Origin of the sequence: Moraxella nonliquefaciens (genome assembly GCF_001679005.1) — a bacterium.
Classification (GTDB): domain Bacteria; phylum Pseudomonadota; class Gammaproteobacteria; order Pseudomonadales; family Moraxellaceae; genus Moraxella; species Moraxella nonliquefaciens.
The window spans coordinates 368,730-390,315 of record NZ_LXTW01000012.1; the positions used below are offsets into that span (position 1 = coordinate 368,730).

The following is a 21,586-nucleotide window of genomic DNA, read 5'->3' on the forward strand; positions in this document are numbered from 1 at the left end:
GTGGATACAATGTTGATTTGGTTTGTATTTATTGGCGTGGCACTGATGGTGCTTGCCACACTAAATATTCTGCCCAGCCAAGACATAACAGCCATAAGTAGTCAGCTGTTTGGTATGGATATCACTCATGGGATGGGATTTTTGATGATGAGCATGCTCTTATTGGGGTGTGCTTTTTTATGTTTTAAATTCAATCAATTTTATCCCAAATCCATTTTTGTTCGGATGGGGCAAATTTTTGTACAAATATTGTTCATCGGCTTTATAATTCTGTTATTCATGCTTAACACCATCAGCACTAAGAAGGCATTTCTGAGTACTGTTCATGCCATACCCGAGCATGGCTATATCATCAATGCCAAAGTAACGGTACATAATGTCAGTGATGGTGTGTATGATACAGGGAGTTACTATCGCCAAAAAGCGACATTATCTGAGTTAACATTTGACAATAATCGTCCGATGATGACTGGTTTAAATAAAGATAATAAAAATAAGCAAAAACAAACACAAAAACAAACACAGAGCGATAACCCTTTTGCTACGACCACACACACGCCCACATTTCACCCATCTTTGCCCACTCAGATGACGGTGTTACTACACGTGGCAAATGTTAAGGATGATAATAAGGATGGTTCAAACCATCATTGGCTTGCCAAACTACACCCTAATACGGCCACTTACATGACACTGCGTATTACGCCCATCACCGCAAGCCCCAGCACCCCAGAATTTGACAGTCAGCGATGGCTTACCACACGCCACATTCATGCCAATGCTCAGGTATTGGCGGTGCATGATGAACCGATGATTTTATCTCAGGTTGGTTTGGTGGGGCATTTGGAGCGGTTTCGTCATACATTACGCACCCATTTTTATAAAGATTGGCACACACTAAGCGATGACAAAAAGCAAGCCCAAGCGGTATCACTTGCTCTGCTGACAGGTGATAGGGCATTAATCAATCGTGCGACCAAAGATTTGTATCAGTTTGGTGGCATCAGTCATTTGCTTGCCATTTCAGGCATGCACGTGGTGTTATTGGCGACAATATTGAGTTTTGGTGTGCGTTATCTGACCGATAGATTTTTTCCGTATTATCAGCTACTGCCTCGCCATCGTCTAAGGCTGTTTGTCATGCTTGGGGTGAGCATGATTTATGCGTTATTTACAGGCTTTGATGTGCCTGCGGTTCGGACAGTTTACATGATGTTGGCGGTGGCGGTAGCGGGCTATTTGGCATTGCCTTTGTCGCCATTGACGGTATTGATGTGGGTGGGACTGGTTATGATATGGCTTGATCCTGTCATGGTGTGGCAGGCGGGGTTTTGGTTGTCTTTTATGGCAGTAGCACTGCTTATGAATGATGGTAAAGGTGAATTTGACACATCCATTATGCCTATAAAAGACCGTCTGGTCGGTTTATTAAAATTGCAAAGTCATCTCTTTATCGCCATGTTGCCTGTCTCTTTGCTGTTTTTTGGCAAGGTATCACTGTGGGGTTTATTTGTCAATCTGTTTGCGGTGGGACTGTTTGGGATTATCATCGTGCCAATAAACTTGTTGGCAGGGGTGATTTTTATGGTATCATCAGAGCTGGCTGATGTACTATGGGGCATCTCATCGCTGATATTGATATGGCTTCATCAGCTTTTGATGTGGTTTCAAAGTTTTACTAATGCGTGGCTGTATCAAACCATAAGCACAACGGGCATGGTACTTTTTGCTCTTGGAGTGGCAGTTTGGGTGACCCCTGTGATTGGACGTAAGTTTGCATTGGTACCTCTTGTGATGGCGATGATGATGGTGTTATTTGCAAATGAACGGACGCCATTTAGCGTAACAGTGCTAGATGGTGATGACAAGGTCAGTCAAGTGCTTATCCGTCAGCAAGGGGCAGATAATGGTGATGAAGCGGTGTGGCTTATTTTATCGGATTTGCAAGATGATAAGGCATTAGGGCATGATAAGGTAGCAAGATTGCTGCGTGATAAACTTCATCAACAAGGCATTAACCATCTGACAGGGGTCATTGTGCAGACACCAAGTCATCGCATGAATGCACTGGTGGCAACACTGGCACAAGATATGATTATCCATCACTACTGGCAGGCAGGGAGGATTGTCAATGACGTGCAGGGCTTACCCATGCAGGCGTGTGAGATGGGGCGAAGATGGTTAGGGCAAGGACTTAATGTATCAGCAATGACAGGCTGGCAGATGATAGATGACAAGCGGGTGTGGGGTTGCACTATTGTCATTGAGAGCGAGCTGACACCTGCCATCATGGGTGGCATCCATCATGACTATCATGGTGATGATGGTTTTGGCACAAAAAATAATAAACAAGTAGGGTCAAGGCTCATCATCAATGGGGCAACTCATGATTATACATGGCAAATGTATAAGAGCGTATGTCATGATGAGCAGGTACGTGCCGATGTATGGCTTGGACACAGTCGCCATGTCATAAGTGAGGCGATGCTGACACAAACTTTGCCAGCACAATTGATTTTTACCGACAAAGACACAGTAGCCAATCGTGAGCAGGCTAAGCTAATCATGATAGAGCTTAGTGGTCGGTAATGTGCCTACTAAGATGAGCATGAGCTAATAACAAATTGATAAAATTTAGGACAAATGTTTGGTAATATTTGTGTTAAAATATGCCTTTTAAAATTTAAAAGCAATTAAAACCAACCGATAAGCCAGGAGATATATCATGGCATGGCCTCCAAATCCCAATAAAGACAATAAAAGCGAATCTTCAAATGTAACACACCAAATACCGAACCAATACAGTGGTCAAGAGTGGCGTTTGTTAGAAAAAACGCTCATGGCAAGTATTGATGAGCAAAAAAGGGCTCGCCGTTGGGGCATATTTTTTAAATTACTCACATTCGCCTATATCGTCTTTATCATTGCCATCATGGGGCGTGGGTGTAGCAATACTGGCAATAACATACCTTTGGAGGCGAATTTACCTCATTTGGCGGTGGTGGAGGTCAATGGTGTGATTGCCAGTGAGAGCGACGCCAATGCCTATGACATAAACTCAGCATTGACCGAAGCCTTTGAGAACCCCAATGCCAAAGCCGTCGCTTTTGCCATCAATTCTCCGGGTGGTTCACCTGTGCAGTCTGATGAGATTTGGCAGACTGCCATGGCATTACGCAAAGAAAATCCTGATAAAAAACTCTATGCCATCATTGGTGATATTGGGGCGAGTGGGGCGTATTATATTGCAAGCTCTGCCGATGAAATTTGGGTTAATCCATCAAGTCTGGTTGGTTCTATTGGGGTCATCATGCCCAATTATAACACCGAAGATTTGATGAAAAAAATCGGTGTTCAAGACCGCACCATGACATCAGGGCAGTACAAAGACATCTTATCCATGTCTCGCCCCATGACCGAAGATGAGCGAATACATGTCCAAAAACTGCTTGATACCACACACCAAAATTTCATCAATGCAGTTAAAGAAGGTCGTGGTGATAAACTTAAAAATACCGAGCAAAATCATGTGTTTAGCGGACTGTTTTGGACAGGCAAAGAGTCTCTTGAATTGGGACTAGCCGATAAAGCAGGCAGCATCAGTCAGCTAGAAAAAGAGCTGGGTGTTGAGCATTCGGTAAATTACACCTATGTAGACCCCATGCGTAAAGTCTTTGACCGTCTGGGCGTGCAAATTGGCAAAGGTCTGGGGCAGGGATTACAGATGAGCATTGCAGAAAACAGCCAAAGCAGGTTACAGTAATAAAAATCAAACCAAAAAACCAAAAAGGGTATGACTGCCCTTTTTTTTGATTTTTATTCAATTTTTATTTAACCAAGCCTTATCACATCCAACAAATGACAATCATAATTAAGCGGTGCAAAATGCCATAAAGTTTTGTACAATACGTCATCTTTGGGTTGGATAAAGCCATCATGATTTTAAAAGCATTTTTGATTATTTTTGGGTGTGTGTTCCTAGGTGAGGTTTTTATCGCTTTGACAGGACTGCCCTTACCTCCGAGCGTGATTGGGCTTATTATCTTGTTTGGGGCATTGCAGGTTGGTGTGGTTCAATTAGATGCGGTACAGGGTCTTGCTAAGACTTTGCTTGATTATTTGGTGCTGATGGTTGTGCCTGCCTGTATCTCTATCATGCAATATCTTAATGTCATTTGGGAGGATTTGGGTATACTCATTGGAGCATCTACCATCAGCACACTGCTGGTGTTGGTTGTAACGAGCAAATCCTACCAATGGCTAAGACATGCCCAAAAAGCCAGACATCAAGGACGCTTACATCAAGAGAACAACTCATGAATGACAAGCTAACAGAGCTGTTAAATAGCCCCTTTTTTCTGCTGTTCATGCTTATCGCCGTTTTTTATGGTTGCATGCAAGTTAAAGCTCATTTTAAAAACCAACTCATCAATCCCACACTTATTACGACCATCGTGGTTATTATTCTGCTAAAAGCACTAAATATCAGATGGGTAAGTTTTGAGCAGGCAAGTCATCATCTGAGTTTTTGGTTGCAACCTGCTGTTGTGGCACTTGCCATACCACTTTATGTTCAGTGGCAAAAAATACGCTCACAGTGGTTTCCTATCATCATCTCACAAATATTAGGTTCACTTACGGGTATTATCTCAGGGGTGTGGTTGGTGCGTCTGATGGGTGGCAGTGAACAAAGTGCCATTGCCATCGCTCCCAAATCTGTTACCATGCCAATAGCCATTGAGGTTGCTGATAAGTTAAATGGGGTCATGGGCATTACTGCCAGTACCGTACTGATTGCAGGCGTGGCGGGGCAGATGATGGGCATGGGTGTATTGCTGTTCATCAAATCCACTCATCCTATGGCATGGGGGCTGTCTATGGGAGCGGCATCACACGCCTTAGGCACAGTGCGTGTCATGCAGATGGGGTCAAGGTTTGTGGCATATGCCACAGTGGGGTTGATTTTAAATGGGATTTTAACGGCGTTTTTGGCTCCTGTGATTGTACCATGGTTGCTTTAACATGAAAAAGACCGCCATGGTTTGACGGTCTGGGTGTAGGATAATAACATCATCTGGCAGGCAGTTTTTGTAGTGCTGCGATGCGGTCATCTAATGTTGGGTGCGTGCGGAACAAATTGGCAATACTAAATCCTTGGGATTGACCGCTAGAAATGGCAAAGGCTTTCATGCTCTCTGGCATTTGGTCGGGGCGAGACTCAGCAGGACGTAGGGCATTTAATGCACTGATCATCTTATCACGACTGGCAAGTTTTGCTCCCATCTCATCAGCACGGTATTCACGCAAACGAGAGAACCACATGACGATGGCACTTGCCAAAAAGCCAAGTAAGACATCCATGACAAGGCTAGTTACAAAGTAACCAATGCCGGGCGTGTCGCTTTCGTTTTTGAAGACCACTTGATCAACAAATGAGCCGATAATACGAGCAAAGAACATGACAAAGGCGTTTACCACACCCTGAATCAAGGCAAGTGTTACCATGTCGCCATTGGCAACGTGTCCGATTTCGTGAGCCAGTACCGCTTCAACCTCATCGGCGGTCATGGTGTGTAGCAGTCCTGATGAGACAGCGACCAAGGCAGAGTTTTTGTTCCAACCTGTGGCAAAAGCGTTGGGTTGGGCGTTGTCAAAAATACCCACCTCAGGCATGCCAATACCAACGGCTTTGGCTTGTTTGGCGATGGTATCAACAAGCCATTGTTCGGTGGCGTTAGCAGGGCGCTCAATAATGACTGTGCCTGTGGATTTTTTTGCCATCCACTTTGATAAAAACAAAGAAACGACCGAGCCTATCATGCCATAGCACAGACACATGACGGCAAGCGAGCCATATTGTAAACCACCCGCTCCATGTACACTGCCCAATCCAAAGACTCTGCTTAGGATGAAAAAGGCAATGCCTGCCACAACCATGACGGCAATGTTGGTGAGTAAAAATAAACCAATGCGTAACACGGTAAATTTTCCTTAAAATAAAAGTTGCAAAATAAAAATGCCCAATGGCATTGTTGTAGGGTAGCTTGCCTTAAAAAGGCTAAGCACATACTCATTATGGGGACGATGTTAAAAATTTAAATGGCATTGTGTTATTGATTGATGATTTATAAAAATGAGCAATTTTTATGACAAAATCAGAGATTATCTGTGAATATAAACACGCCCCGAATCATTGCCCACATTGGGGTTTTGGGGTGTGGCATAGCTGACAGGGGTATAGGTAATGCTTACGTTTTGGACGCCTGATGAGCTGGGTACTTGTAAGGTTGTTGGGGTAGGTGGGTTAAAACTTTGGTTCATGGCCAGGTGCGTACCATCTCTGATGATGCCTGTATCATGGCGATAGAGACTGGCATAACGTTTGTTTACCGAACTGACGTAATGTTGTGTTTCACGAAATGGGGGAATGCCACGATGTTTTCGGACATTACCCAGTCCTGCGTTATAGGCAGCAATAACGTGGTCACGATTGGCAAATTGACGTTGTAGCCATGCGATGTATTTTACTCCGCCCTCGATGTTTTGAGCGGGGTCCCAAGCATTACCTACCCCCATATCTCTGGCAGTGCCTGGCATGAGCTGCATAAGTCCCATTGCCCCGACAGGTGAGCGAGCATTTGGATTAAAGGCAGATTCGGTATGAATGATGGCTTTGATGAGTGCAGGGTCTACGCCATGACGAATAGCGGCGGCACGAATTAAGTGGTCATAGCTGTTACGGTTGGCACTGCGACTGGGCGTGGCAGCGGTTGTTGGATTGTAAGTGCTGGGGATGTTGCCATTAGAGTGTAGTTTGGTGTCAGGATAATAAGTAACACTGACCTGGGTGAATTTTTTGGCACCATTGGCATTTTGTTGGATATTGGTTAGGAATTTTTGTCCATTATTGCCATCTTCGTAGACATAGATGGTATTGGCTGTGGCATGCGTGGCAACAGCACAGATTAAGGTGATGAGTAGTAAACGGCTTAAAAAAGTGTTGGTCATGATTGTTTTGGTTGGTGATGCTGGTAGGTGTATTAAGACATGCCTGCCTTTTTATATTTAAAACTGTCTGTATAATGGTGTATTTGATAAATGATGACAACATTGATGCATTAACATACCCATGCTGTTTTTAAAGCAGTATGGTTTTAAAAACATATTATTTTAAAAACAGCATCATTTAAAATACAAGTTAAGATGTATTATTAAGGGCGAGCATGTGCCAATGATAACACAAAATCATTACATAAAAATTTACTTGATACGCCTAACCAAAGACTTTTAGACGTTCTGCCACAGGGGCGAAGGTTTTTTTGTCGGCAGGGGCAGTAATACCACCAAAGACCATTTGAGCGACCAGTTGCCAATTGTTGGGTATGCCCCATTGATTTGCCACAAAATCATCAATGAGTGGATTGTAGTGTTGTAAGTTGGCACCGACATTGGCAGAGGCTAAGGTTGTCCAGATGGCGTACTGCATCATGGCGTTGGCATGTTCTGCCCAAATGGGGAATTTATCAGCATAATCAGAAAACCGCTCTTGTAAGTCTTTGACCACGTCTGTGTCTTCAAAAAACAAAACCGTGCCTGCTCCTGCTTTAAAGCCATCTAATTTTGTTTGGGTGGCGGCAAAATCATCGGCAGGTACGATGTTGCGTAAAATATCAGCAGTACCATGCCAAAGTTTTTCATGTTCATCCCCATGTAGCACCACAAGGCGAGTGGATTGTGAGTTAAATGATGATGGTGTGTGCAATAGAGCATGTTCAACGATTTGATTGATTTGCGTGTTGGTTAAGGGGCTATTTTTGTCCAAAGCATAAATAGAACGACGCATTTGAGCAGTGTTTTGTAAGGTTTGGGTGGTCATGATGATGCCTTATGAATGATGTGAATGATACGATATTGACTTCCTCCCCGCACTTAGGGCGGGGATTCCTTCTGCAAGACGGTCAAGCCCGACCGCAAGCCTAAGATAGTGACAACCGCCCATACGACACACCGTACATCTTAGGTTCTTATTTTAAGCTAATCCTACTGTTAGGATTGTCATAGACACAAATTAGCTTAAGTGTGTGTTTAAAAACGTCTTACCAGTTAAGTTACTGCGTACTCGCAAGTTAGTCTTAACTTAACTGTGGAATGTAAGACATTGAATATAGTGAGATGAGTATAGCAAAACTTATCGCATTTAACAATTGCCTTATATCCACCGCCCAAAGTCGCAGGTTTACGGCAACGGAGGATAAAATTGGGATTTATTATAGATGAAAATGACAACAAAACAATGGCTGTTTTGTTAATCTGTTGATAAAAATGGTCATCTGCTGTCAGTTGTCTGTAACATTTGGGCGGTTTTGTGTGCTTTTTTCACTTGCCAAATGCTTGATATTAACGTTATGATATGACACTTTTTTAAAATTTTAAAAATCATCATCATGCTAAATCATAAAAAATTTGCCAACCACTCGTCAAAATCAGAACAGGGTCTGATGTTTATTGGGTTTTTGTTACTGATTGCCATCATCGCAGGGTTGGTATTTTTGGCGATGCATGCCTATTGGCTAAACAGCGAAATTGTCAGCAAATTTGAAAATCGTCGTTGGGACATTCCTGCAACGGTCTATTCTCGTCCGCTTAATTTAAAACAGGGCGTGGCAGTATCTGATGCTAATTTTAAGGCGTGGCTTGACATGCTAAGATACAGTCAAGGCGACATCACTCAAACAGGGCGTTATAACAAATCGGGCAGTACTTATACAGTGCATACACGAGGATTTGATTATGGCGATGGTCAGACAGACCCAGCTCAGGTGCTAAAAATCACATTTAACGCTGGCAAGATTGCCAAAATCCAAAGCACCAACCCCGCCGCAGGTGCAGAGGTGCGTTTAGAGCCGATTAACATTGGCGGCATTTATCCTGAAAATAACGAAGACCGCATTTTGCTGGACAAAGACACCACACCCCAGATGTTGGTGGATGCACTCATTGCAACCGAAGATCGTGGTTTTTATGAACATTATGGCATTTCAGTGCGTGGAACGGGACGAGCTTTTCTTGCCAATATCATGGGCGGTGAACGTCAAGGCGGTTCTACCATCACCCAACAGCTTGTCAAAAATTTCTATCTTAATTCAGAACCCACTCTAAAACGCAAGGCAAATGAGGCCTTGATGGCATTGTTGTTGGAACGTCATTATAGCAAGGATGCCATTTTGCTCGCTTATATTAATGAGATTAATTTGGGACAAAATGGCAATCGTTCGGTCAATGGTTTTGGCATTGCCTCGCATTTTTATTTTGACAAACCCATCTCTGAGCTAAGTCTTGACCAGTATGCTTTGCTGGTTGGGATTGCCAAGGGGTCAAGTTATTATAATCCCAAAAAAAACCCCAATCGGGCAACAGAACGCCGTAATATTGTGCTACATAACATGCTTATCATGGGTAAAATCAGCCAAGATGAATATGATAAGGCCATCAAGCAACCACTCGGCGTGGTCAAAACCCCAACCATCGCCAAACCCAGATTTCCTGACTTTTTTGATGTGGTCAGCCGTGAGCTAAGAGAGTATTATAAAGACAGTGATTTGCGTGGTGCAGGTCTAAAAATCATCTCCACACTAGACCCAATTGCCCAAATGTCAGCAGACAAAGCCATCAGTGAGCATCTAAATAAAAAAATAAATAAAAATAAAAACTTACAAGGGGCATTGGTCAGTGCTGACCCTGCTACGGGCGAGCTCGTTGCCATTGTTGGTAGTGCCAGTGATTTTACAGGATTTAACCGTGCAATTGACTCAAAACGGCAGGTTGGTTCACTGTTAAAGCCCATCATCTACATGACCGCCATCCAGTCGGGCAAATACCACTGGGCAACCCCCATCAAAGATGAACCCATTGCCCATCATGTAGGCGGAAAATCGTGGACGCCCAAAAACTATGTTGGCATAAGCCATGGTGATGTTCCTATGCTTAGTGCCTTAGCCAACTCTTATAACCAAGCGGCGGTCAATGTTGGTATGGATTTTGGGGTGGATGTGTTTGTCAAACAGTTACGTCAGTTGGGTGTTCAAGGTGACATTCCCAACTATCCATCCGTCATGCTCGGAGCGGTTGATTTATCGCCCATGGACATGCTTGGGGTGTATCAAGTCTTTGCCAATGACGGTAATCATACCCCCATCCACAGCATTCGTCAGGTCATCAGTGAGACTGGCAAAGTGATTCAGCGTATTGATGATAACATTAAATCAAGTGCACGCATCCCCCCTGAGGTCATGACAGTTACAAACTTCGGTCTACAACAAGTGGTCAAAAAGGGTACTGCCAAAGGCATGGGCAGTATTGGCAACACCTATCAACTCGCTGGTAAGACAGGCACAACCAATGACACTCGTGATGCATGGTTTGCAGGATTTAGTGGTAATTATGTCTCGGTGGTGTGGGTTGGGCGTGATGACAATAAGCCCATTGGACTGACAGGGGGGTCAGGGGCATTGCCCATTTGGTCAGATTATATGAAACGGCTTAATCTGACCCCTGTTCAGCTAAATCAAAGCAGTGATATAACGTGGCTATGGCTTGATGGTGAGACAGGCTTGCTTATGGATGAGACATGCGAGCGTGCCATGTATGTCCCTGTGTTAAGCAAGTACGCCCCAAAAGAAAGCTCATCGTGTCTGGATGAGCAGTTTTTGGATGAATACACTGATGAAACCATCGGTGTGGATGGTAATGAGATGATTGATGAAGGTGAGGTAATTTTTGGTAATGTAGATGCAACGGAGGGTTTTTAGTATTAATACAGCCCATTGGGTTTATCGCATTTTAATCACAACATTTTGATACATTTTCCCAAAACTTATGAAATGTGTTAAAATTGTCATGTAGTCATGTCACTGTCGTATTTGACTTTTATCATGCAAACATCATACAACGATTTTTGGATAAACCTGTGGGGATATCTTAGATAAAGTTGTCATGGCACTACCCAATTTAGCATTTTAATGGGTGGGGCTTTTTATTGTGATTTTAATAATCATCATTTTAACTGAATCAACCCTTGGCGGATTTTATGGTAAATTCAGCAAAGCAGTCCACGCCCATGGTGGCGAATGTCTTTTTTGCCTTATTAATGTTAGCTATTAGCGTCTATTTTGTGATGTGGGGGCTTAACTACACCAATCATCAGCAGGTCATGCTGTTCTTAGTGGCAACTTTTTTTGGGATTTTTATGGCGTTCAATATCGGCGGTAACGATGTTGCTAACTCCTTTGGTACCTCTGTTGGGGCAGGGACACTTACCGTTACTCAGGCTTTGGCGGTTGCAGCAATTTTTGAGGTATCAGGGGCGGTTTTGGCAGGGGCTGCCGTAACCGATACCATCAGAAGTGGCATTGTGGATATATCCAATCTAGGGGTATCGCCCAACCAATTCATTTATCTTATGCTCTCAGCACTCATTGCAGCAGCGTTTTGGCTCTTATTTGCAACCAAACGAGGCTTGCCTGTCTCAACCACACATGCCATCATTGGGGGTATTGTGGGGTCAAGCATTGTGCTTGGTGTGAATTTGGGTGGATCTGAGCTTGCTTTATCTACTGTTAAATGGTCAAAAATTGGTGAAATTGCCATCTCGTGGGTGCTCTCACCTGTGCTGGGTGGGGCATTATCTTACCTAATTTATGGGTTGGTCAAAAAGAATATTTTGACGTATAACGATCACATGGAGATAAAAGTCAAGGAGCTAAAAGTAGAAAAAAAAGCCCTAAAAGCTCGCCAAAAAGAATATTTTGAAAATCTGCCAAAGGAGGATAAACTAAACTACACCACAGCACTGCTGCGTGATCAGGAGGTTTATAAAGAGGCAGACAGTGCCGATGAGTTAGAAACAGGTTATTATAAAGAACTGTACGCCATAGAACATAAGCGTGAGAACCTAGATACCTTAAAAGCACTCAAAACATGGGTGCCACTCATCGCCGCCTTAGGTGCGGTGGTCATGACAGCGATGGTGGTCTTTAAGGGGTTAAAAAATACAGGGCTGGATTTATCCACATTGCACTCTGCTCTTGTGATGGGTATGATTGGGGCGATGGTATGGCTTACCGCCTTTATTTATACCAAGACCATTCGTGGCAAACACAAAGAAGATTTGGGCAAAGCGACCTTTATTATGTTTAGCTGGATGCAGGTTTTTACCGCTTGTGCTTTTGCATTCTCGCACGGTTCAAATGACATTGCTAATGCTGTTGGTCCTTTTGTGGCGATTATGGATGTCATCCGTGAAAATGCCATTGCCGCCAAAGCATCCGTACCTGCTCCTGTGCTTGTCTCTTTTGGTGTATCGCTTATTGCAGGCTTATGGTTTATTGGTAAGGAGGTCATCCAAACCGTTGGTACAAATTTGACCAAAATGCACCCAGCATCAGGCTTTTCGGCAGAACTTGCAGCGGCAGCGGTAGTGATGGGGGCATCAAGTATTGGCATTCCTGTATCTAGCACGCATATTCTTGTGGGGGCGGTGCTAGGTATTGGTTTGGTGAATAAAAATACCAACTGGAAACTTATGAAACCCATTGGACTTGCATGGGTCATCACACTTCCTGCGGCAGGGGCAATCAGTGCATTGGCATTTGTGGCATTGTCTTTGATATTTGGCTAAGTAATTTTACAAAAACAATTTTCAATAAAATTAAACTTTGTCGTACACGTACGACACAGACGCTACATAAATTATTTGACCATAAAAAAGGCGTACCCAACGATACGCCTTTTTTATTTATACAGATCATCTCATAAATGGCAACACCAAGAAACCTTGTAATACCACCAAATTCATAAGGTCCACAAAGAATGCTCCCACCATTGGAATAATCAAGAATGCTTTGTGAGAAGCCCCATAACGATCGGTAATCGCTTGCATGTTTGCCACAGCGGTTGGTGTTGCACCCATACCAAAGCCACAATGACCTGCTGCCAATACCGCAGCATCGTAATTTTTACCCATGATTCTAAACGTGATAAAATAAGCAAATACAATCATCACGATGGTCTGTACGCCCAAAATGATAACCAAAGGGCCCGCCAGGTCAGCAAGTTCCCACAGTTTTAAGGACATGAGTGCCATCGCCAAAAATAAACTCAAAGATGCGTTACCAAATACATCAATGGCACGGTCAAACATATCAAAGTTAAAGATACTGGTCAGCACATTACGCAAAATCACGCCCGTACCCAATGCCCATACAAAGGTAGGTACTTTAAGCTGAGCTAACCACTCGATGTCTTTGGCGACTCCACTCATGTAGTCAGCGGCCACCAAGCAGACAGCAAACAAAGCCAATGTTTCTACCGCAGAGACGGCTGTAATCAAACGTACGCTGTCAGATTTTTCAAATACAGTATTGTTGGCATCATCACTGCTGTCGGATTTGTTGGTATTTGTAACAGTGGCTTGAATGTTCATTTTTTTAATCAAGCGTTTTGCCACAGGGCCGCCAACCAGACCGCCTGCCACCAAGCCATAAGTTGCCGCAGCGATACCCATGGTAACCGCCCCTGTTACGCCATAGTTATTTTCAAGAGTTGCACCCCAAGCACCTGCTGTACCATGTCCGCCGATCAGACTGATAGACCCTGCCACCAGACCCATGATGGGGTCAAGTCCCAACATGGATGCCAGTGCCACGCCCACGCCGTTTTGGACGAGTAAGAAAAATCCGACCAACACCGTCAAAATGACCAGTGGCATGCCCCCTGCTTTTAGACGGCGAAAATCTGCCGACAAACCGATGGATGAGAAAAACATAAGCATACAAGCGGTCTGCAACTCTTTTTGGATGTTAAAAACATAGCCGTATTGATGGTTTAGAAAATAGATAATAGCTGCCGCCAGCAGACCACCTGCCACAGGTTCAGGGATGTTAAAATCTGCCAAAAATTTGATTTTTTTCACCAAAAACTGCCCCACAAGTAGGACAATGGTTGCCAAAATCAGCGTATAATAGCCGTTTAGCGTGATTTCGGTAAGTTCCATGCAAACTCCTTATTTGGAATAATACGTAAAAATGATGATTTTCAATGACTTACAAAAATCAGTTGAAAATGATGTATTATATACAAAAGGTTACAATAAAGCAAATCATGTATTTTTAGATGGCGTTTATTTTTCGCATTTTATTTTAAGGCAAAGTTTGTTATAATAGTTCCTTTTATTCTAACAATCTAACTAAGGTTCATTATTATGGAAATTGCACAGTATCAAGAACAAATCAAAGATTTGCACGCTCGTGGGCAAGAGCTTCGGGGGTATCTTTGACGTTGAGAGCAAAAAAGAACGCCTAGAAGAGGTTAATTTAGAACTAGAAAACCCCGACATTTGGAACAATCCTGACCTTGCCACCAAAATCAGCAAGGAAAAATCAGTGCTAGATGGTATCGTGGGCGTGATAGATGGCTTATCCGCCAAACTCGATGATGCTGCCGCCATGTTAGAGCTTGCCGTAGAAGAAGATGATGAGAGCCTGCTTGGTGATGTGCAAACGGAGCTGGATGATGCCCTAAACAGCGTAGAAGAGTTGGAGTTTAGGCGTATGTTTAGCGGTGAGATGGATGCCAATAATTGCTATTTGGACATACAATCAGGCTCAGGCGGTACAGAAGCACAGGACTGGTCAGAGATGCTCTTGCGGATGTATTTGCGTTGGTGTGAGTCGCACGGTTTTAAGGCGGAGGTATTGGAGGTTTCTGAGGGGGGCGTGGCAGGCATCAAATCAGCAACCATTATGGTCAAAGGTGATTATGCTTTTGGTTGGCTTCGCACTGAGATTGGCGTGCATCGCTTGGTGCGTAAGTCGCCTTTTGACAGTAATAACGGTCGCCATACTTCGTTTGCAGCGGTGTTTGTCTCGCCTGAGATTGATGATAATATTGACATTGACATCAACCCTGCCGATTTGCGTATTGATACTTATCGTTCAAGTGGGGCAGGCGGTCAGCATGTCAATACGACCGATTCGGCGGTACGCATTACCCATCAGCCAACAGGTGTGGTTGTTGCTTGTCAAAATGAACGCTCTCAACATGCCAACAAAGACACTGCCATGAAAATGCTCAGAGCCAAACTCTATGAACTTGAAATGCAAAAACGCATGGAAAAACAGCAAGCACTTGAAGAGAGCAAATCCGACATCGGTTGGGGCAGTCAAATCCGCTCTTATGTGCTTGATGATTCACGCATTAAGGATTTGCGAACAGGGGTTGAAACTTCCAATACAACAGCGGTATTAAATGGGGATTTGGATAAGTTTATTGAAGCCAGTCTTAAAGCAGGGTTGTAGTTTAAAAAAAGCAGGGTTGTAGTTTAAAAATTAATTATTTTTTATGATAACGATTGATTTTGTATATCAAAAATCCCACTAAATATTGCAACAAACTATTTATTTTATCTTAATCTAATGCTAAAATCACATCAGCATTTTGCTATTGGACATCTATTTTTAACATAACGGAGTAAAGAGTCATGAGTATTGACCGTATTCGCCACGCAGGTTTGCGTGAAAAAGTGATGAGTGCTGACAAAGCCGCTCAATTCATCCAAAATGGTATGATGCTTGCCATCACAGGCTTTACAGGGGCAGGCTACCCAAAAGCCCTACCAACTGCCATCGCCAATAAAGCCAAGGACGCTCATGGCAAAGGTGAAAAGTTTAGCGTTGGTATGGTAACAGGGGCATCCACTGCTCCTGAGTGTGATGGCGTGCTTGCCGAGGCAAAAGCATTGCATTTTCGTTCACCATTTCAGTCTGACCCAATACTTCGTAATGGCATTAATGCAGGCGAGATTGCCTATCAAGACATGCACTTATCGCATGTTGAACAGCACATGCGTCAAGGCTTTTATGGTAAATTTGACATTGCCATCGTTGAGGCGGCTGCCATTACCGAAAATGGTGAGCTGATTTTTGCGATGGGCATCGGTCATGGCGTAGAGGCGATTAAAAATGCCGATAAAATCATCATTGAGATTAATGATGCTCTAAGTGCAGGCTTAGAGGGCATGCATGACATCTATGATGAGGTGGGTTTGCCACCACACCGTAAGCCCATTCCCATCGTTGGGGCATTTGACCGTATTGGTACAGCAGGGCTTGCCATTGACCCTGATAAAGTGCTTGCCATTGTGCTAACGAGTGCTGGCGACCGTAATTCTAAATTTGCCGAGCCTGATGATGTGTCTAAGCGTATTGCAGCTCAGGTGATTGATTTTCTTGACCATGAGGTTAAGGCGGGCCGCTTACCTAAGAGCCTGCTACCGCTTCAATCAGGCGTGGGTAATGTTGCCAATGCAGTCATGGCAGGTCTTTTGGATGCACCGTTTGATGATTTGGAGGGTTATACCGAAGTACTTCAAGATGGCATGCTTGATTTGATTTTGGCTAAAAAAATGAAAACCGCTTCTGCCACCGCTTTGTCATTTAGTCCAGATGCACTGGCACGCTTTAACGAAAATATTGAGTTTTTAAAAGACAAAATCGTCCTTCGCCCCATGGAGATTAGCAACAATCCAGAGATTATCCGCCGTTTGGGGGTGATTGGTATGAATTCTATGATTGAAGCGGATATTTATGGTAATATCAACTCAACTCACATCATGGGTACTCGTATGATGAATGGCATTGGTGGCTCTGGCGACTTTACTCGTAATGGCTTTTTTAGCATTTATGTCAGCCCATCTACTGCCAAAGGTGGGGCAATCTCAGCGATTGTACCGATGGTCAGCCATCATGACCACACCGAACACGATGTGATGTTTATCGTAACCGAACAAGGCATGGCGGATTTGCGTGGTAAGTCGCCAAAACAGCGTGCTAAGGTGATTATTGACAACTGTTCACACCCTGATTATCGTGACATGCTTCGTGATTATTATGACCGTGCATTTGTGGCAAGCCAAAAAACAGGTGGTGTACACACGCCGCATCTGTTGCTAGAAGCCTTGTCATGGCATCAACGCTTTGTTGAGACGGGCGATATGCGTATTAAGTAAGTATTGCACTGGCAAAAACCAAAAACACCTAAGCCATCGCTTGGGTGTTTTTTGCCATCATAAAAGACTGCGATAAAAAGATTGGTAACATTTGGCATTGGTCATGCTTTTTCTTTTTCTTCGTCTTTATCATCTGCCTTGTTGGGGTTGTCTTTTTCGGTGATGATGGGACTGTTTGAGTCGCCAAAACTTAATATGTCGCCAAAGTTGGGTTGTACTTTTAGTACGATTTGTTCTTTTTTGACCACACCATGATTGACCTGAGCTTTTTTAAGATAGCCTTTGATGTCATCAGGAAGCCAACGTCCGATTTCCAAATAGATGATGTTGCCTTTGTACTCAATAAAGGGTTTGCCTTTTAGTTTGGGTGATAGCGATAACAAAAAGGGTAAGGGGTCTTTTCTAAGTAAGGTGCGATAGGCAGATATGGCAAAGTAAATGGCGGGGGTTTTCCACCATGATTTGCTGTGCAAGGCGATGATGTCGGTGTTGGAGATTTGTTCAAAAGCAAAACGCTGGACATGGCGGTCAAGACGAGCTTCGGTCAGCTTGAAATTGCATGCCACTGACAGGTGCATGTCTAACAGATCCGCCGTACAATAAAGCCTTAAAAAACCATCAAGAAGTTCAAGGTGCAAATCTAGCACCATATCAACATTTTGTACCACATACTCATTTAGGGCATCGTTAACTTGCTCTTGACTGCCAGTAACATAAATCTCATCAATCAAATCGCCTGCGGCATTGGTATAGCTTTGCTTGATGCTGGTCAGCGTATTTTGAATGCTGGCAGTGATGCCATCAAGCAGGTTTTCATTTTCAAAGGCAAACCCTGTTTGTTCAAATTCTGCTTGTGTATGACTTTTGTAAGCGTTGTTCATAAATATTAAGGTGAAATAAAAGTTATCACTATTGTAGCAAAAAATCGGTAAAGATGGGTGTATTTATGTGAAAATTGGGTAAACGAATTTTAATACAATATTTTGTATGGACATGATTTTTATCATCATCTCTTTTGCATGAGTCCCACCACCACACCTAACGCAAGCAGTTGCACGCCAAAGATGGTCAGTACAGTATGGAGCCAGCCACCATGAGCATAGGCGATGGCACAGACCCATGCCCCAACACTGCCCCCACCATAGTAGCCCATGTAGTACAGTCCTGATGCCAATGAACGTCCTTCTTTGGTATGACTTGCAATGTAACTGATGGTTGCCGATTGTGTGATAAATACCCCCGATGACATGATGGTCAAACCGATGATGATGAGTGGTAGGGGTTCATATAAAGTGATAAACAGCCCCATGATGGAACATATGATGGCAAAGATGATGGTATTTTCCATGCCAAAACGAGCGATGATTTTGACAGATAAGGGGGTGATAATCATGCCAATCAGATACAGGGCAAAGATATTGGACAGATGAGAAGCTAAGAGCTCATAAGGGGCATCTGCCAAATGTAAGTTGATGAAAGTAAAACAGCCCACCAAGCTAAACAGCACACAGCCACCGAGTAGGCAGGCACTCATGACGTGGCGGTTTTTGGTGTGAGATAAAAGCAGACGCAGAGCATCTTGTCGGTTTTGGCTTTTTTGAAAATGTTGTGATTTGGGCAGGCTTTTTAACACCCAAATCGCCCCCACCATGGTCAGCACCGCCATAACCCCATAACCCCATCGCCAGCCCATCCATTCATGCAGATGTCCAGCAAAGAACCGTCCACTAAATCCACCCAATACTGTGCCTGACACATACAAACTCATCATGCCAGCGATATTATCACTGTATTCTTCGCCAATATAGGCAATGAGTACCACTGTAATGCCAGGCACAGCAAGCCCTTGCAAAAACCGCCAAAATATCAGGGCATCTACCGACTTTGACATGCCAATCATGAATGTAGGAACGCCAAGCATGCACAGTGAACCGATGATGAACCGACGTCGCCCAAAGGCATCTGAGAGCATCCCCATAAAAGGCGACATCAGAGCAATCGCCCCAACCGTCGCCCCAACCGCCAGCCCCATTTTCACTTCATTTGCTTGTAAATCTTGCATGAGTACAGGTAAAATCGCTTGCACCGAATAGACCTGCAAAAAGGCAAAAAAGCCAATCATGGCGATGGTGAATTGTTGGTTAGCAGTGGGATGGTGGATGGTCATATCATCATCTGGGGCAACAAGTGGCGTGCTATTGTACCATAATTTGGCACAGTCTAAAATTTAGCACGGTCAAAAGTTGGGTTGGTTATTTGTCAGATAAGTTACCCAGATAAATTACCAAGCGAGCATCCATCATCATCTTGCCTTATTTGGCTTTAAAAACATAACCAAAAGTAAATAAAATGATTACTAACCCTTAAAAATTTGATATAATGTTATTTTGATATGATATTGTACTTATTGTACTGACAGCTTTGCCATCATACCATTATCATTGTACGTAGGAATGTATCATGAATACCACCAATTTATCCACGTTTATTACTGTCATGCAAACAGGCAGTATCTCAGGTGCTGCTGAGAAATTATTCATTACCCAACCTGCTGTCTCCAAACGAATTAAGAGTTTGGAGGATGAATTTGGTACGGCACTGTTTGACACCATCGGGCGTGGTATCATTCCTACAACGTCCGCTCATGAGCTGCTGCCATATGCCAAAAAATGGCTTGAAGATTATGAAAGTTGTAAGGCTAATTTGCTCTACTCAAAGGAAGTGGCGACAGGGCGGTTGGTCATCGGCACAAGCCACCATATCGGACTGCATCACCTGCCCCCTGTCTTAAAGCAGTTTATCCAAGCCTATCCGTCTGTTCAGTTAGAAGTGCAATTTATGGACAGTGAAACAGCACACAAGGCGGTGTTAGAGGGCGATGTGGCATTGGCGTTTTTGACCTTGCCCCCAACCTTTGACAGACGACTGGCGTATCATACGCTGTGGTCTGACCCATTGCATTTTGTAACGGGTGTGCTTAGCCCATTGGCACAACAATCGTCCATAAGCCTACTACAACTGGCACGCCATCCTGCAATTTTACCTGCGGCGAATACTTATACCAGTCAGATTACTTTGGCCAAATTTAATAAGCACAATCTTCGCCCCTTTGCCACCATGAGTACCAATCCGCTAGAATCCATCCGCATGCTCGTGTCTGTGGGGCTGGGTTGGTCGGTGTTGCCTGAGACGCTCATCAATCAAGATTTGGTAAAAATTGACCTAAATGAAAATATTGAGTTACAGCGTCATTTGGGACTGGTCATCAATCCGAATCTAACTCGCTCATCAGGCACAGATGCCTTGCTTGATATGTTAGGCATCAAAGATGTGCACGATAAAGAAAGTGTCAGCTAAGCGTAAAAAAACACTGCCTGAATCAGCCAATTTAATACAGTAATAAATTACAAAATTAATACATAAAATCTCAAAAAAAAAAACGATTTGTTGACTTTGGTTGCATCTTATCAGAAAATAACCATACACACACATACTTGTTATTTATGTTATGTGTTTGTGAATGAAATGTATCATTTCCATCTATTTCCATTTGTAAGGATTAATCATGAAAGTCAAACAAATTACCCTAGGTTCTTCAACACTCGCTCTTGCGGCACTTCTGACAGCGTGTAGTAGCAGTAGCAGCTCTGGCGTGCAAAAACCAACACCTTTGGTGGCTAATACTAATAATTCTGGTAACCACGGTACTACCAACCACGGTAACCACGGTACTACCAACCCAGTACCAAAATGGGATGCAACTGTCCGTTATGCTTCATTAAAAAAAGGAGCAGAGCAGGAAGCGATAGATTATGTTAAAGATGCTGCTCGCATCACTCCCAAAATTGATGGCTATGCTCTAACCATAAATGGTCGTACACAAAATGGTGATATCGACCTTAGCAAATACGCTAAGGGACATCATAAATTTTCTGTCCAAGAAAGGGTAACTGGTAGTGCTAACGGAGTTCAAGGTTCTATCACAAGAAACTCTGATGTTTATCTTTTTAAACAAGATTATTCATTAATCGCAGGGATTCATAATAAAAATATGACCGTAAAATTGGGCAATGAGACAAATAACAAATCTATTGATGACATACATTTTTTTGTTCGGGGAGTGCCCACCGAAAAATTACCAACCACAGGCAAGTTTAATTACTCAGGCTCGGGCAAGGTTGGGTCGCAATCTGGGGCTCAAGAAGTCAATTTTAACTATGATGTAGATTTTGCTGCAAAAACAGGCAGTGGCAGCCTTGGTAATATCACCTTATCAAAAGGCAACATCACCACACAAACACACACAAGTGAGATTGATAATAGCCCTATTACCGCCCAAGGCATTGAAGGAAAGGCAACTGATGGTAGATATTTTGGTGAATATACGCTTGGTTTCTTTGGGCCAAATGCTGCTGAGATTGTCGGTTCAGTGGAGCTGGGCAATGAAGATGTGGGTGGCGTATTTGGTGGTACTAAGCAAGCCAAATAAGCCAAATAAGCGCTTTGATTGACTGTATGACAAAA

16 protein-coding genes are annotated in these 21,586 nt (G+C 43.4%); 10 read left to right on the forward strand and 6 right to left on the reverse strand.

Features of this window, described 5'->3' with window-relative positions; all coding sequences use genetic code 11:
- Positions 1-9 precede the first annotated feature (9 nt).
- The 4 genes from A7456_RS05950 (at position 10) to A7456_RS05965 (ending at position 5,021) form a co-directional block, all read left to right on the forward strand.
- Positions 10-2,589: a ComEC/Rec2 family competence protein gene (locus tag A7456_RS05950; RefSeq protein ID WP_067008537.1), complete on the forward strand. Its 2,580-nt coding sequence runs from the start codon at positions 10-12 to the stop codon at positions 2,587-2,589.
- 136 nt (positions 2,590-2,725) lie between these two features.
- Entirely contained in the window at positions 2,726-3,763 is a 1,038-nt protein-coding gene (gene sppA / locus A7456_RS05955; protein ID WP_067008539.1) for a signal peptide peptidase SppA, read from the forward strand.
- Positions 3,764-3,936: 173 nt separating this feature from the next.
- Positions 3,937-4,320 carry a CidA/LrgA family protein gene (locus A7456_RS05960; RefSeq protein ID WP_067008542.1) on the forward strand — a complete coding sequence of 128 codons (384 nt, stop codon included), beginning with the start codon at positions 3,937-3,939 and terminating at the stop codon, positions 4,318-4,320.
- Positions 4,317-5,021 carry an LrgB family protein gene (locus A7456_RS05965; RefSeq protein WP_067008544.1) on the forward strand — a complete coding sequence of 235 codons (705 nt, stop codon included), beginning with the start codon at positions 4,317-4,319 and terminating at the stop codon, positions 5,019-5,021. The genes A7456_RS05960 and A7456_RS05965 overlap by 4 nt, the downstream gene beginning before the upstream one ends.
- Positions 5,022-5,070: 49 nt before the next feature.
- On the opposite strand, the gene htpX is transcribed toward A7456_RS05965, so the two are convergent.
- The 3 genes from htpX to A7456_RS05980 form a co-directional block, all read right to left on the reverse strand.
- Complete coding sequence (gene htpX / locus A7456_RS05970) at positions 5,071-5,979, reverse strand: protease HtpX (RefSeq protein ID WP_067008547.1); 909 nt, start codon at positions 5,977-5,979, stop codon at positions 5,071-5,073.
- A 183-nt stretch (positions 5,980-6,162) separates the two neighbouring features.
- Entirely contained in the window at positions 6,163-7,008 is an 846-nt protein-coding gene (locus A7456_RS11975) for a lytic transglycosylase domain-containing protein (protein WP_067008550.1), read from the reverse strand.
- Positions 7,009-7,273: 265 nt separating this feature from the next.
- Positions 7,274-7,876, reverse strand: a complete 603-nt coding sequence (locus A7456_RS05980) for a nitroreductase family protein (protein WP_066893451.1) — start codon at positions 7,874-7,876, stop codon at positions 7,274-7,276.
- 568 nt (positions 7,877-8,444) lie between these two features.
- Here A7456_RS05980 and mrcB point away from each other — a divergent pair.
- Together mrcB and A7456_RS05990 are read left to right on the forward strand one after the other, a co-directional pair.
- Positions 8,445-10,808 (forward strand): penicillin-binding protein 1B, encoded by a 2,364-nt coding sequence (gene mrcB, locus A7456_RS05985; protein WP_067008553.1) that lies wholly within the window; start codon positions 8,445-8,447, stop codon positions 10,806-10,808.
- Positions 10,809-11,086: 278 nt separating this feature from the next.
- Positions 11,087-12,676 carry an inorganic phosphate transporter gene (locus tag A7456_RS05990; RefSeq protein WP_066886367.1) on the forward strand — a complete coding sequence of 530 codons (1,590 nt, stop codon included), beginning with the start codon at positions 11,087-11,089 and terminating at the stop codon, positions 12,674-12,676.
- A 126-nt stretch (positions 12,677-12,802) separates the two neighbouring features.
- On the opposite strand, the gene gltS is transcribed toward A7456_RS05990, so the two are convergent.
- Positions 12,803-14,050: a sodium/glutamate symporter gene (gltS, locus tag A7456_RS05995; protein WP_066886364.1), complete on the reverse strand. Its 1,248-nt coding sequence runs from the start codon at positions 14,048-14,050 to the stop codon at positions 12,803-12,805.
- A gap of 207 nt (positions 14,051-14,257) precedes the next feature.
- Here gltS and prfB point away from each other — a divergent pair.
- Both prfB and A7456_RS06005 read left to right on the forward strand, forming a co-directional pair.
- A protein-coding gene (prfB, locus tag A7456_RS06000; protein WP_152721544.1) for a peptide chain release factor 2 occupies positions 14,258-15,353 on the forward strand; the annotation gives its coding sequence in 2 pieces (ribosomal slippage) (positions 14,258-14,329 and positions 14,331-15,353; 1,095 coding nt in all).
- Between the two features lie 182 nt (positions 15,354-15,535).
- Positions 15,536-17,062 (forward strand): acetyl-CoA hydrolase/transferase family protein, encoded by a 1,527-nt coding sequence (locus A7456_RS06005; protein WP_064610540.1) that lies wholly within the window; start codon positions 15,536-15,538, stop codon positions 17,060-17,062.
- 101 nt (positions 17,063-17,163) lie between these two features.
- Here A7456_RS06005 and A7456_RS06010 read toward each other — a convergent pair whose 3' ends face one another.
- Together A7456_RS06010 and A7456_RS06015 are read right to left on the reverse strand one after the other, a co-directional pair.
- A complete protein-coding gene (locus A7456_RS06010) occupies positions 17,164-17,943 on the reverse strand; it encodes a hypothetical protein (protein WP_067008556.1) in 780 nt (259 codons plus the stop codon).
- A gap of 125 nt (positions 17,944-18,068) precedes the next feature.
- The gene (locus A7456_RS06015; protein ID WP_067008559.1) at positions 18,069-19,229 is read right to left on the reverse strand and encodes an MFS transporter; all 1,161 of its coding nucleotides are present in this window, start codon (positions 19,227-19,229) and stop codon (positions 18,069-18,071) included.
- A 293-nt stretch (positions 19,230-19,522) separates the two neighbouring features.
- Between A7456_RS06015 and A7456_RS06020 the strand changes: the two genes are divergently transcribed.
- Positions 19,523-20,419, forward strand: coding sequence for a LysR family transcriptional regulator (locus A7456_RS06020; RefSeq protein ID WP_066886350.1), 897 nt, complete (start codon positions 19,523-19,525; stop codon positions 20,417-20,419).
- A 208-nt stretch (positions 20,420-20,627) separates the two neighbouring features.
- Entirely contained in the window at positions 20,628-21,551 is a 924-nt protein-coding gene (locus A7456_RS06025) for a factor H binding protein domain-containing protein (protein WP_067008561.1), read from the forward strand.
- The last annotated feature ends 35 nt before the right edge of the window (positions 21,552-21,586 follow it).